Below are 12,761 nucleotides of genomic sequence, written 5' to 3' on the forward strand. Positions count from 1 at the left end.
TGCATGGTGGGTGGTGCGCGTCCAGAGCGCCGTGGTGTGCTCATGCATGGCCGAAGTGGCCTTGGAAGTTGTCAGGAGACAGTGCGATGACCAGTGGCAAAACTCCATTTGAGTTGATGATGGAACAGGCGCAGGAGATGGCAAAAGCCTTCAACCCGGCCATGACCACCTTTGATCCCAAAGGGTATGAGAAGCTCTGGCCGACCATGTCGAAGGACACCATGGAAATGTTCTTTGGCAAGGGGTTGTCCAAGTCGGGCCTTGATGCCAAGACGCGGCTGTTGTTGACACTTGCGGGACTCACCATGCAGGGCGCGCAGGCCGAAACGCCGTTTCGAATGACCGTTCGTCACGCCATTGAGGCGGGCGCCACTGAAGAAGAGATCGCCGAGACCATCGCACAGATGTCGATGTTTGCCGGCATACCTGCCATGACCCGCGCCATGGATTTGGCTCGCGAGGTTATGGCCGACGGAAAGGATGACGAGGAATGACCGTCTTTGCCTTCTACCTGTTCGCATTGGGCGTGATCGCCGGCGGCCTGTTCACGGTGGTCAGCCGCAACCCGGTGCACTCCGTGCTATGGCTGATCCTGGCATTCCTGTCCTCGGCCGGGTTGTTTGTCCTGCTTGGGGCCGAGTTCGTGGCGATGCTTCTGGTCATTGTATATGTGGGCGCCGTCGCTGTGCTTTTCCTGTTTGTGGTCATGATGCTGGACGTCGACTTTGCCGAGTTGAAGGCAGAGATGGCGCAGTATCTGCCGCTGGGTTTGCTGATCGGTCTGATAATCTTGATGCAACTGGGCATGGCCTTTGGTGTGTGGGAAGCGTCAGACGTCGCAGCTGCGCAGTTGTCCTCACCGACGCCAATTGATGTGCACAACACTGCGGCGCTTGGTCTGGTTCTGTATGACCGCTACTTCCTGCTGTTCCAGCTGGCGGGTCTGATCCTGCTGGTTGCAATGATCGGTGCGATCGTTCTGACACTCCGTCATCGCAAAGACGTCAAGCGTCAGGTTGTTTTGCAGCAGATGTACCGCGATCCGGCTAAAGCGATGGAGTTGAAGAACGTCCGTCCGGGGCAGGGCCTTTGAACAGCCTTTGGGACATCATCGTCTCACCGATGGGCATCGTGCTCTACGCGGGGTTCTGGGCGTTCAAGCTCACTGCCGGGGTTTGGTTGGTGACAAAGGCGGTCACCCGATTGCCGGTCCGTCACCGGATCTGGGCGGAAGCTGCCTTGATCCGGTTGCGATTGATGAAAGGGCCCGCCGACCCATTAGGGTAAAGGGAACTGCGCCACGTAGCGCAAGAATTCGGTCTGACAAATCGGGCCAAAGGGACAACGCATCGTCCCTATCAAGCAACAAGCTCCGGGCGTGATCTGGGGCGAGCAAGACGAAAACGAACGGGCCTGACGCCCGGAGGGACACGTATGATCGGATTGGAACATTACCTGACCGTCGCCGCGGCGCTGTTTGTGATTGGCATCTTCGGGCTTTTCCTGAACCGAAAGAACGTGATCATTCTGCTGATGAGCATCGAGCTGATGCTGCTGGCCGTAAATATAAATCTTGTCGCCTTCTCTTCATATCTTGGCGATCTGGCGGGGCAGGTCTTTACGCTGTTTGTTTTGACCGTCGCCGCCGCCGAAGCGGCGATTGGCCTTGCCATTCTGGTCTGCTTCTTCCGGAACCGCGGCACTATCGCCGTGGAAGACGTTAACGTGATGAAAGGGTAACCCACGATGGAGAGCATCATCCTCTTTTCCCCGTTGGTGGGTAGCCTCATCGCGGGCTTTGGCTGGAAGTATATCGGTATCCGCGGAAGCCAGTGGATCACGACCGGTCTGCTGTTTCTGGCCTGCGCTTTTTCGTGGATCGTTTTCCTGACGCACGGGCCCGAGACACAGCACATTCAGATCATGCGCTGGATCGAGTCCGGAACGCTCAGCACCGACTGGTCGATCCGTGTGGATCGCATGACATCCATCATGTTGATCGTTGTGACCACGGTGTCGTCGCTCGTGCACCTGTATTCCTTCGGGTACATGGCGCATGACGAAAACTTCAAAAAGGGTGAAGAGAACTACAAGGCACGCTTCTTTGCGTATCTCTCGTTCTTCACCTTCGCGATGTTGATGCTGGTCACCTCCGACAACCTCGTCCAACTGTTTTTCGGCTGGGAAGGTGTGGGTGTCGCATCCTATTTGCTGATCGGGTTCTACTACCGTAAGCCTTCGGCCAACGCGGCGGCGATGAAAGCCTTCATCGTCAACCGTGTGGGTGACTTTGGCCTCGCATTGGGCATTATCGGTCTCTACTTCCTGACAGACAGCGTACGGTTCGATGATATCTTCGCGGCGGCGCCTCAACTGGCTGAAACGCAGATTTCATTCCTCTGGGGTGATTGGAACGCGGCCGAAGTCATGGCGCTGCTGCTCTTCATCGGCGCGATGGGCAAGTCGGCGCAGCTGATCCTGCACACATGGCTGCCAGATGCGATGGAAGGCCCGACACCTGTGTCGGCTCTGATCCACGCCGCGACGATGGTTACGGCCGGCGTGTTCCTGGTCTGCCGGATGTCGCCGCTCATGGAATACGCGCCGAACGCAATGGCGTTTGTCACATTCCTTGGCGCGACGACTGCTTTCTTTGCCGCGACCGTCGGTTTGGTGCAGAACGACATCAAACGTGTCATCGCCTATTCAACCTGTTCGCAGCTGGGCTACATGTTCGTAGCGGCAGGCGTCGGTGTTTACTCGGTGGCAATGTTCCACCTTCTTACACACGCGTTCTTCAAGGCAATGCTGTTCCTTGGTGCCGGCTCTGTCATTCACGGGATGCATCACGAGCAGGACATGCGGAACTACGGTGGACTGCGGAAGAAGCTGCCGGTGACGTTCTGGGCCATGATGATCGGCACGTTGGCCATTACCGGTGTCGGGATTCCGCTGACTCACATTGGCTTTGCCGGTTTCCTGTCGAAAGACGCTGTCATCGAAAGCGCTTGGGCGGGCACTGCGGGAGGATATGCCTTCTGGATGTTGGTCATTGCAGCGCTTTTCACCTCGTTCTATTCGTGGCGCCTCATTTTCATGACCTTCTTCGGCAAACCGCGCGGCAACAAGCACACGCATGAGCACGCGCATGAAAGCCCGATGGTCATGTTGATCCCGCTTGGCGTACTTTCGCTTGGCGCGATCTTCTCCGGCATGTTGTGGTACAACAGCTTCTTTGGCGACCATAACGCTGTAAATGAGTTCTTTGGCATCCCGGCCCATCACGAAGAAATGGCAGATACCGCCCATGATGCGGATGGCGCTGCTGAAGCAGGGACTGTCGCCGCAGTTGATCCCACAGAGGGTGGCGCTGAAAGCGACGAACCTGCCGGGGCCGAGAGCCATGCGGCCGTTGCAGAACACGGTGCACCGCAAGGCGCGATCTTTATGGCGTCCGACAACACCGTCATGGAAGATGCGCACCACGCGCCGGTCTGGGTAAAGGTGTCGCCCTTTATCGCGATGGCGATCGGTTTCGCAGTGGCGTATCTCTTTTATATTGCGAACACATCGCTGCCGCGAAAGTTGGCGGAAACGCAGCGCCCGCTGTATCTGTTCCTGCTCAACAAGTGGTACTTTGACGAGGCCTACGATTTCCTCTTCGTGCAGCCGGCCAAAAAGCTGGGCCGCATCTTCTGGAAGGGGGGTGACGAGGCGATCATCAAGGGCGGGATCAACGGGCTGGCCATGGGGATCATTCCATGGGTCACACGTCTCGCAGGTCGCGCTCAGTCTGGCTACATCTTCACTTACGCCTTCGCCATGGTCATCGGGATCGCGGTCCTGATCACTTGGATGTCTATCTCCGGAGGGGCACACTGATGTCGAACCTTCTCTCCATCGTCACCTTTCTGCCAGCTCTGGCGGCCCTGATCCTCGCAGTGTTTCTGCGGGGGGATGATGCGGCGGCCCAGCGTAACGCAAAGTGGTTGGCGTTGATTGCTTCCGCAGCAACCTTCGTGATCTCGCTGTTCATCCTTGCGCAGTTCGATCCGTCAAACACCGGCTTCCAGATGTTGGAAGAGGGCGAATGGCTTATGGGCCTGAGCTACCGGATGGGCGTTGACGGCATCTCGGTGCTGTTTGTGATGCTGACCACGTTCATGATGCCTTTGGTGATCTGGGCCAGCTGGGACGTCAAAACCCGTGTAACCGAGTACATGATCGCCTTCCTGATGCTTGAGACGCTTATGCTGGGCGTGTTCATGGCGCTTGATCTGGTGTTGTTCTACGTCTTCTTCGAGGCTGGCCTTATCCCGATGTTCCTGATCATCGGGATCTGGGGCGGAAAGGAGCGCATCTACGCGTCCTTCAAGTTCTTCCTATACACCTTCCTTGGCTCGGTGCTGATGCTGGTGGCGATGATTGCCATGTATGCCGACGCTGGCACCACCTGCATCGGCGGCTGTGATGTCTCGCTTTTGACCCATAACTTTGCCTCTGACGACTTCAGTGTCCTGGGTGTGCCCATCGTTGGTGGTCTGCAAACCATGCTGTTCCTGGCGTTCTTTGCGTCATTTGCTGTGAAGATGCCGATGTGGCCCGTGCACACATGGCTGCCGGAGGCGCACGTTCAGGCGCCCACCGCAGGTTCCGTTGTATTGGCGGCGATCCTGCTGAAGATGGGCGGCTACGGGTTCTTGCGCTTTTCGCTGCCGATGTTCCCGGTGGGGTCCGAAGTCATGCAGAACTTCGTCTTCACCCTGTCGGTCGTGGCGATCGTCTACACATCGCTGGTCGCGCTGGTCCAGGAAGACATGAAGAAGCTCATTGCCTATTCGTCCGTGGCGCACATGGGTTATGTGACCATGGGCATCTTCGCTGCCAATCAACAGGGTGTCGACGGCGCGATTTTCCAGATGATTTCCCACGGGTTCATCTCTGGCGCGCTGTTTCTGTGCGTCGGCGTAATCTATGACCGGATGCACACCCGTGAGATCGACGCCTACGGTGGCTTGGTGAACAGGATGCCGGCATATGCGCTGATCTTCTTGTTTTTCACCATGGCAAACGTTGGGTTGCCAGGGACGTCCGGATTTATCGGGGAATTCCTGACGCTGGCTGGTGTCTTCCAAGTGAACACCTGGGTCGCCGCCGGTGCGGCGCTTGGGGTAATCCTCTCTGCGGCCTATGCCCTGTGGCTTTATCGCCGTGTGGTCATGGGTGACCTGATCAAAGAAAGCCTGAAAACCATCAAGGACATGACCCGCCGTGAGAAACTTATCTTCACGCCACTGGTGGCCATGACTCTTCTGTTGGGCGTTTACCCGGCCCCGATCCTTGACCGGATCGGTCCGTCGGTGGAGGCGCTGGTGGCGCATTACGATACATCGCTGGAAAGCGCAGGCCGTGGCGGAAATAGCAACCGCGTGGCCGAAGCTGAAGCTGAAGCTGGACACTGAGGGGTACCATGATGTCGGCTGACCTGAACATCATCCTGCCGGAAATCATTCTGTCGCTATATGCGCTGATTGCTCTGGTGGGCGCGGTTTATACCGGAAAAGACAATCTTGCCCCGATGCTGGTCTGGGTGACCTCCGGCGTATTTGTGGTAATGGCCATCTGGATCGGAACCTCTGGAGACGGGGCGCTCCCCGCCTTCTACGGCATGTTCCAGAATGATGCTTTTGCACGGTTTGCCAAGGTGCTCATATTGATCTCTGCCGCGGCAGTCCTGGTCATGAGCGAAGGCTACATGGCGCGTCGCGACCTGCTGCGGTTTGAATACCCTATGCTCGTAACCCTCGCGGTGGTCGGCATGATGGTCATGGTGTCTGCGGGCGACTTGATGTCGCTCTACATGGGCTTGGAGCTGCAATCCTTGGCGCTTTATGTTGTGGCCTCATTGCGCCGTGACAGCGTGAAATCAACGGAAGCGGGTCTGAAGTACTTTGTACTGGGCGCGTTGTCCTCGGGTTTGCTTCTCTACGGCGCATCCTTGGTCTATGGTTTTGCGGGCACGACACTGTTCTCCGGGATTATCCTTGCGGCAACCGAAGGGCATCTGACCGTCGGACTGCTGATCGGCCTCGTGCTGATGATCTCCGGGATGGCGTTTAAGGTGTCGGCAGTTCCCTTCCATATGTGGACGCCAGATGTCTACCAGGGGTCTCCGACCCCGGTCACTGCGTTCTTTGCAACGGCTCCGAAAGTAGCGGCCATGGGCCTCTTTGCCCGTGTGATGTTCGACGCCTTTGGCGGCGCCATTGCCGATTGGAGCCAGGTGATTGCACTTCTGGCGGTCCTCTCGATGTTCCTCGGGTCTTTTGCGGCGATTGGGCAAACCGACATCAAGCGCCTGATGGCCTACTCGTCCATCGCTCACATGGGCTATGCATTGATCGGGCTTGCCGCGGGCACACAGCTTGGCGTGCAGAATATGCTGATCTACATGGCGATCTACGTTACGATGAACGTCGGGACATTTGCGTTCATCCTCTCGATGGAGCGCGATGGCCAGCCGGTCACGGAGGTTGGCGCACTTGGGATGTACTCCAAAAAGTCTCCGGGTCGGGCATTGGCCATGCTGGTGCTGCTGTTTTCGCTTGCAGGTGTGCCGCCGCTTTTGGGGTTCTTCGCCAAATACGGTGTCATGTTGGCGGCAGTGGATGCAGGTATGGTCTGGCTGGCGGTTGCGGGCGTGATCGCATCGGTCATTGGGGCTTACTATTATCTGCGCATCGTCTTCTTGATGTACTTCGGTGATGAGCGAGAAGATGCATTGGATAAACCATCCTCCAGCGTGCTTTCTGGCTTCTTGGCGGTTTCTGCGCTGGTCATTGTGGTGGCTGTGTTCAACCCTCTGGGCTTGACCGTACATTTGCAAGATAGCGCCGAGGCTGCTGCCGTGTCTTTGGTGAACTAATCTTGGCACACAGGCGTTTCGCTGAAATCAAGATGTGCGTGGCGCGTCCCTTCGGGGGCGCGTTGCCATGTTTGGGAGGTCTATGATGGCTTGGCCGAACGGGTATGGCAGAGAAATACTGGCGGAGGTCGATAGCACCAACCTCGAAGCCGCTCGCGTCTTGCCGAATTTGGCAGGCCCCAAATGGATCTGCGCCTTGCGCCAAACTGCAGCCCGCGGCCGCAGGGGCCGGGCTTGGTCGAACCCTCCGGGAAATTTCGCGGCGACGCTGGTGATGCGTCCGCTTGAGACGCCAAATGTTGTGGCTCTTCGGTCTTTCGTAGTTTCACTTGCGCTTTACGATGCTTTTGTAATGCTGACAGGTATCGAAACAGGGTTGTCCCTGAAATGGCCAAACGATGTGCTTGTGAACGGTGGCAAGGTGGCGGGAATTCTGCTCGAAGGGTTGCCGGGCGGGGGCCTCGCTATTGGTATCGGGGTCAATCTGATAGCCGCCCCGTCAGCGGAGGACGTGGAACCCGGCGCAGTAGCTCCTGTGTCGTTCCTGGCCGAAACGGGTGTCAGGGTGATGCCTGACCAGATGCTTGATGCATTGGCAGAGGCCTACGCTCTGCGCGAAGCGAGCTTTGTAACATACGGATTTTCGCCAATACGAGAGGCTTGGTTGGCCCGCGCTGCGCGTCTTGGGGAAAAGATGATTGCGCGTACCGGGACGCAAGAGATCGCGGGCGTGTTCGAGACGGTGGACGCCACCGGGCAACTTGTCTTAAACACCCCCTCAGGCCGGATGAACATCGCGGCCGCAGACGTATTCTTCTAAAGGGACTGATGTCTATGCTGCTTGCCATTGATTGCGGTAACACGAATACCGTTTTCTCTATCTGGGATGGAGCGAGCTTTATCGCGACGTGGCGCACAGCAACGGAACATCACCGGACCGCAGATCAATACTACGTGTGGCTGTCGACATTGATGGAGTTTCAAAGAATTGACGCCAAGATCACCGATGTGATCATCTCGTCGACGGTTCCACGCGTTGTCTGGAACCTGCGGGTTTTGGCGGATCGATATTTTGCGACGCGCCCAATTGTCGTGGGAAAACCCGACTGTGAGCTTCCGATAGAGACGCGGGTGGATGCAGGCACAGCGGTAGGTCCGGATCGATTGGTGAACACCGTTGCGGGCTATGATAAGTTTGGCGGCGATCTGGTGATCGTGGACTTTGGAACGGCCACCACTTTCGACGTGGTGGCAAAGGATGGCGCTTACGAGGGTGGTGTGATTGCACCGGGTGTGAACCTGAGCCTTGAGGCGCTTCACCAAGCAGCAGCGGCGCTGCCGCATGTGGATATCTCACGTCCAGCGCAGGTTGTTGGGACGAATACGGTCGCCTGTATGCAGTCGGGCGTGTTCTGGGGCTATGTGGGCCTTGTCCGCGAGATATGCGAGCGCATCAAGGATGAACGGGGGCGTGACATGAAGGTTATCGCCACAGGGGGCCTGGCGCCCTTGTTCCAAGCGGCCGTGCCGCTATTTGATGCCTTTGACGAATTTTTGACGATGCACGGGCTGACCGTGATTTACGACCATAACAAGGCGCGTGCTCATGCGGAGTAGGGTGCCTGAGACAGAGGCGAAAGCATGAGCGAAGAACGTTTGATCTACCTCCCCCTTGGTGGGGCCGGGGAGATTGGTATGAATTGTTATGTCTATGGCTATGGCAAGCCGGGCGAAGAGCGCCTGATTGTCGTGGATCTGGGCGTGGCATTTCCGGACATGGACGGGACACCGGGCGTAGACCTTATCCTGCCGGATATCACTTGGCTGAAAGCGAATAAAAATCGGATCGAGGCGCTTGTCATCACGCACGCGCACGAAGACCACGTTGGTGCAGTGGGTCACACCTTTGAGCATCTGGGTGTGCCGATTTACGCACGTGCCTTCACGGCGAACATCGCGCGTCACAAGTTGGCAGAATACGGCGTCGAAGGTCAGGCGGTGAAGACTTGTTCCCCTTGGCCTGAGACCACAAAGATCGGCCCATTTACGGTGGGCTTTTTGCCGATTTCACACTCGATCCCGGAAAGCTCCGGCCTTGTAATCGATAGCCCTGCTGGCCGCATCGTGCACACCGGAGACTTCAAACTCGACACCCAGCCCCTGGTTGGCGAAGCGTGGGATCCGGACCTTTGGGCGGATGTGTCCAAAGCCGGTGTAAAAGCATTGGTCTGCGATTCCACCAACGTATTTACTCCCACGGCTGGTCGGTCTGAGGTCATCGTTGGCCCCGCCGTTGAAAAGCTGGTGGCTGAAGCGCCACGGCTCGTTGTGGCGACAACCTTCGCATCCAACGTGGCGCGGGTTCGTACGCTGGCAGAGGCTGGCGCACGGGCGGGTCGATCAATTGTACTCTTGGGCCGCGCGATGCGCCGGATGGTCGAAGCCGCCGTGGAGACCGGCGTCTTGAAGGACTTCCCGCCGGTCGTTCCGGTGGAGGACGCCGCCTCGATCCCGCGCGAAAACCTGATGTTGATCGTTACCGGGTCACAGGGCGAACGTCGTGCTGCATCGGCCCAATTGTCGCGCGGCAAATTCAATGGCATTGAGCTGAAAGAGGGGGATCTGTTCCTCTTCTCCTCCAAAACCATTCCGGGCAACGAAAAGGGTGTGATTCACATCATGAATCAGCTCTCGGAAAAAGGTGTGGACGTGGTGGACGACAGCATGGGCGATTACCATGTTTCCGGCCATGCCAACCGCCCGGATTTGCTGACCATGCAGGACGTTGTGCAGCCTCAGATCGTTGTGCCGATGCACGGCGAGCACCGCCATTTGCGCGAACATGTGAAGATCTCGAAAGATCGCAACCGTCAGGGTATCTTGGCCGTTAACGGGATGATGATTGACCTTACGGGCAATGCACCGAAGGTGGCCGAGTACATCGAAACAGGCCGGACCTATCTGGACGGCTCCGTACAGATTGGCGCGCTGGACGGGATCGTCCGGGACCGTATTCGCATGGCTCTGAACGGTCATGTGGTTGTTACGTTGATCATGGACGAAGAGGATGAACCGCTTGGCGAGCCTTGGGTTGATCTTATGGGCATCGCAGAGACCGGGCGCAGTCATGTTCCACTGGTGGACGTCTTGGAAGCAGACCTAGGTCAGTTCCTTGGCCGTTCCGGTGCAAAGACGTTGACCGACGACGACAAACTGGAGGAAGGGCTGCGCCGGGTGGTTCGGCAGACCTGCAATACGGAAATTGGCAAAAAACCTGAAGTCACCGTTGTGGTCAGCCGTTTGAGCTAAGCTTCAATCTGCGCGCCCAGTTTCAGGTCCGATTTCTTAGACTGGGCGCGCGTGTTCTTCGAATACTCGACGGATGCGCGTCAGCGACAAATATCGTGCTGTGCGACCGGTGAGCGTGAATTTTGACCTCAGGTCTTTGTCATGGGCACGACAGCTACAGATGATCGTGTCGCTTCGCCTAATTCTAGACCATTCGTCATTTCGGTTGGCGTCGGGATATCGGCATTGCGTTGATGGATCATCGCGGTGTGCGCCATATTCCCATGTCGAAACGTCCCGTTCTTTTGCGCGTGTTGGCTTCATTTTTGAGCCTTAGCTGGTCCGATCTTGGTTAAATAAAACAATAGGGAACTTCGGCTGCGTCCTCACGTTGACCGTGGAGGGTGCAGTACGCACCTAATTGCCTATTAGGAGACTATGATGATCGAGAAAGCCGGTTCCGCCAAATGGATGGGTGACCTCAAGACGGGTAAAGGTTTGGTTTCAACCGAATCTGCCGCTTTGAAAGACCAGCCTTACGGGTTCAACACACGTTTCGAGGATGGTGCTGGCACCAATCCCGAGGAGTTGATCGGTGCTGCACATGCGAGTTGTTTTTCGATGGCGCTGTCAATGATCCTAGGCGAAAGCGATTTCGTTCCCGAAGAGATCAGCACAACGGCCAAAATTTATATGGATAAGAAAGACGGCGGTTTTGCAGTTGTGAAGTCCCAGCTGACAGTCGCAGGCAAGGTGCCTGGCGCTTCTGAAGAGGATTTCATGAAAGCTGCGGAAGCCGCTAAAGAGAATTGCCCAATCTCCAAACTTTTGGACTGCGAAATAACTATGACGGCAACCTTTGCGTAAACCGTAAATTGAAGGATGAAAAAAGGCCGCTCAATTGAGCGGCCTTTTTTAAGCGAAGCTGAGATAATTACCCTGCGCGGCGTTCATCAAAACTCAGCGCGATGAACTCGGGCATGTGATCGCCGAGGCCGACTACGTTGTTGCCACGATCAGGGCGACGGTCGTGCCTGCGGTCATCGGTGCGCTTTGTATCAGTGCGTTTATTTTTCGGCGATGCGTCGCTCAGAGCCACTGAACCGGTTTTGTCGCTGGGAGGTTCGCTTTTAACCTCTGCCTGCTTGGCGTCGACTTTTGACTTATCGGACGTCGATGTGGTGCGGCGGCTGCGAGTGCGGGAGCTTTTCTCCGGCTTATCGTCAGTTGTGGTGTCCGCAGGCTTGGCGATTTTGGCCGGGTTCTCGAGGCGTGGGATTGCCTTTTGAAGCAGTTTTTCTACACCGTCCAAATTCTTTTCATCGCGCGGCACACAGATGGTGAAGGCTTTTCCCGAACGACCTGCACGGCCGGTGCGTCCAATGCGATGGACGTAATCTTCGGCGTGGCTTGGTACGTCGAAGTTGAACACGTGTGACACTGCTGGAATATCCAACCCGCGGGCGGCCACGTCAGAGGCGACGAGGATGCGGATTTTATTTTCACGGAACCCTTCAAGGGTGCGCGTGCGGTGGGATTGGTCGAGGTCCCCGTGGATTGGTTCTGCATCGTAGCCGTATTTCTTCAGCGATTTCGCTACAATATCCACGTCGACCTTGCGATTGCAGAAAACGATGGCACGGTCGCAAGCGTCGCCTTCTGCATCCAGAAGTGCACGCAAAACGGCACGCTTTTCACTGCCTTCACGGTCTTTGCGCGATGGCGAAAAGGCGATGGCAGCTTGTTCAATCGTCTCTGAAGCGGTGGCCTGACGGGCGACTTCAATGCGCGCTGGAGCGGACAGGAAAGTGTTGGTGATCCGTTCGATTTCCGGTGCCATCGTGGCGGAGAAAAACAGCGTCTGGCGCGTGAAGGGGGTGAGCGAGAAAATGCGTTCGATGTCGGGGATGAACCCCATGTCGAGCATCCGGTCAGCCTCATCGACGACCATAATTTCAATGCCGGTCAGCAACAACTTGCCACGTTCGAAATGGTCCAGCAGGCGACCCGGTGTGGCAATCAGAACGTCGACGCCCTTGTCGATAAGCTGGTCTTGTTCCTTGAAGGAAACGCCGCCAATCAGAAGCGCCTTCGTCAGTTTCACGTATTGCGAATAAGTGTCGAAGTTCTCCGCAACCTGTGCTGCCAATTCACGGGTCGGGCACAGCACAAGTGAGCGCGGCATCCGAGCGCGTGCGCGGCCACGCGCAAGTTTGGTGATCATGGGCAGCGTAAACGACGCGGTCTTGCCGGTGCCGGTCTGCGCAATCCCCAGCACATCCTTGCCGTCCAGAGCGGGGGGAATCGCGCCAGCCTGAATCGGCGTGGGCGTTTCGTATCCGGCCTCTTCAACGGCTTTAAGGACTTTGGGGCTGAGGTTCAGATCAGAGAATTTTGTCATGTATGTCCGTGTGATTGCGGACACAGAGACTTGGCCCGCGCGTATGTATGGGGGACGGCCCGGTCGGCCCGACCTCTTGTCGATTTCATCCCCTGCGCGTCCTATAGTAAAAAAAACGCGAAAGGTCAATCAAGCGTGGCGTTTAGG

General features: G+C 56.9%; 12 protein-coding genes. 11 read left to right on the forward strand and 1 reads right to left on the reverse strand.

What is annotated here, in order from left to right:
* Positions 1 to 86 precede the first annotated feature (86 nt).
* From J4E08_RS20190 to J4E08_RS20240, 11 genes are all read left to right on the forward strand, one after another.
* The gene (locus J4E08_RS20190) at positions 87 to 494 is read left to right on the forward strand and encodes a carboxymuconolactone decarboxylase family protein (RefSeq protein WP_183969837.1); all 408 of its coding nucleotides are present in this window, start codon (positions 87 to 89) and stop codon (positions 492 to 494) included.
* Entirely contained in the window at positions 491 to 1,093 is a 603-nt protein-coding gene (locus J4E08_RS20195) for an NADH-quinone oxidoreductase subunit J (RefSeq protein WP_349540015.1), read from the forward strand. Before J4E08_RS20190 ends, J4E08_RS20195 begins: the two co-directional genes overlap by 4 nt.
* The gene (locus J4E08_RS20200) at positions 1,090 to 1,287 is read left to right on the forward strand and encodes a hypothetical protein (protein WP_349540016.1); all 198 of its coding nucleotides are present in this window, start codon (positions 1,090 to 1,092) and stop codon (positions 1,285 to 1,287) included. The genes J4E08_RS20195 and J4E08_RS20200 overlap by 4 nt, the downstream gene beginning before the upstream one ends.
* A 147-nt stretch (positions 1,288 to 1,434) precedes the next feature.
* Positions 1,435 to 1,740, forward strand: a complete 306-nt coding sequence (gene nuoK, locus J4E08_RS20205; RefSeq protein ID WP_183969833.1) for an NADH-quinone oxidoreductase subunit NuoK — start codon at positions 1,435 to 1,437, stop codon at positions 1,738 to 1,740.
* A gap of 6 nt (positions 1,741 to 1,746) precedes the next feature.
* Complete coding sequence (gene nuoL, locus J4E08_RS20210; RefSeq protein ID WP_349540017.1) at positions 1,747 to 3,882, forward strand: NADH-quinone oxidoreductase subunit L; 2,136 nt, start codon at positions 1,747 to 1,749, stop codon at positions 3,880 to 3,882.
* Positions 3,882 to 5,462: an NADH-quinone oxidoreductase subunit M gene (locus J4E08_RS20215; protein ID WP_349540018.1), complete on the forward strand. Its 1,581-nt coding sequence runs from the start codon at positions 3,882 to 3,884 to the stop codon at positions 5,460 to 5,462. The genes nuoL and J4E08_RS20215 overlap by 1 nt, the downstream gene beginning before the upstream one ends.
* 8 nt (positions 5,463 to 5,470) lie before the next feature.
* Entirely contained in the window at positions 5,471 to 6,925 is a 1,455-nt protein-coding gene (nuoN, locus tag J4E08_RS20220; RefSeq protein ID WP_349540019.1) for an NADH-quinone oxidoreductase subunit NuoN, read from the forward strand.
* An 82-nt stretch (positions 6,926 to 7,007) separates the two neighbouring features.
* The gene (locus J4E08_RS20225) at positions 7,008 to 7,745 is read left to right on the forward strand and encodes a biotin--[acetyl-CoA-carboxylase] ligase (protein WP_349540020.1); all 738 of its coding nucleotides are present in this window, start codon (positions 7,008 to 7,010) and stop codon (positions 7,743 to 7,745) included.
* Between the two features lie 14 nt (positions 7,746 to 7,759).
* Positions 7,760 to 8,542 (forward strand): type III pantothenate kinase, encoded by a 783-nt coding sequence (locus J4E08_RS20230; protein ID WP_183969915.1) that lies wholly within the window; start codon positions 7,760 to 7,762, stop codon positions 8,540 to 8,542.
* Between the two features lie 24 nt (positions 8,543 to 8,566).
* Entirely contained in the window at positions 8,567 to 10,234 is a 1,668-nt protein-coding gene (locus J4E08_RS20235) for a ribonuclease J (RefSeq protein WP_349540021.1), read from the forward strand.
* Between the two features lie 420 nt (positions 10,235 to 10,654).
* On the forward strand, positions 10,655 to 11,080 hold the full coding sequence (locus J4E08_RS20240) for an OsmC family protein (RefSeq protein WP_349540022.1): 426 nt from the start codon (positions 10,655 to 10,657) through the stop codon (positions 11,078 to 11,080).
* Between the two features lie 67 nt (positions 11,081 to 11,147).
* Here the strand turns inward: J4E08_RS20240 and J4E08_RS20245 are convergent, their stop codons facing one another.
* Positions 11,148 to 12,614, reverse strand: a complete 1,467-nt coding sequence (locus tag J4E08_RS20245; protein WP_349540023.1) for a DEAD/DEAH box helicase — start codon at positions 12,612 to 12,614, stop codon at positions 11,148 to 11,150.
* Positions 12,615 to 12,761: the final 147 nt, after the last annotated feature.

Origin of the sequence: Sagittula sp. NFXS13 (assembly GCF_040148795.1) — a bacterium.
GTDB classification, from domain to species: Bacteria; Pseudomonadota; Alphaproteobacteria; order Rhodobacterales; family Rhodobacteraceae; genus Sagittula; species Sagittula marina.

Excerpts from the sequence above, each read along its gene's own strand:
- J4E08_RS20190 (WP_183969837.1), top strand. The coding sequence starts at position 87 with ATGACCAGTGGCAAAACTCCATTTGAGTTGATGATGGAACAGGCGCAG.
- J4E08_RS20195 (WP_349540015.1), top strand. The coding sequence starts at position 491 with ATGACCGTCTTTGCCTTCTACCTGTTCGCATTGGGCGTGATCGCCGGC.
- nuoK (WP_183969833.1), top strand. The coding sequence starts at position 1,435 with ATGATCGGATTGGAACATTACCTGACCGTCGCCGCGGCGCTGTTTGTG.
- nuoL (WP_349540017.1), top strand. The coding sequence starts at position 1,747 with ATGGAGAGCATCATCCTCTTTTCCCCGTTGGTGGGTAGCCTCATCGCG.
- J4E08_RS20215 (WP_349540018.1), top strand. The coding sequence starts at position 3,882 with ATGTCGAACCTTCTCTCCATCGTCACCTTTCTGCCAGCTCTGGCGGCC.
- nuoN (WP_349540019.1), top strand. The coding sequence starts at position 5,471 with ATGATGTCGGCTGACCTGAACATCATCCTGCCGGAAATCATTCTGTCG.
- J4E08_RS20225 (WP_349540020.1), top strand. The coding sequence starts at position 7,008 with ATGATGGCTTGGCCGAACGGGTATGGCAGAGAAATACTGGCGGAGGTC.
- J4E08_RS20230 (WP_183969915.1), top strand. The coding sequence starts at position 7,760 with ATGCTGCTTGCCATTGATTGCGGTAACACGAATACCGTTTTCTCTATC.
- J4E08_RS20235 (WP_349540021.1), top strand. The coding sequence starts at position 8,567 with ATGAGCGAAGAACGTTTGATCTACCTCCCCCTTGGTGGGGCCGGGGAG.
- J4E08_RS20240 (WP_349540022.1), top strand. The coding sequence starts at position 10,655 with ATGATCGAGAAAGCCGGTTCCGCCAAATGGATGGGTGACCTCAAGACG.
- J4E08_RS20245 (WP_349540023.1), bottom strand. The coding sequence starts at position 12,614 with ATGACAAAATTCTCTGATCTGAACCTCAGCCCCAAAGTCCTTAAAGCC.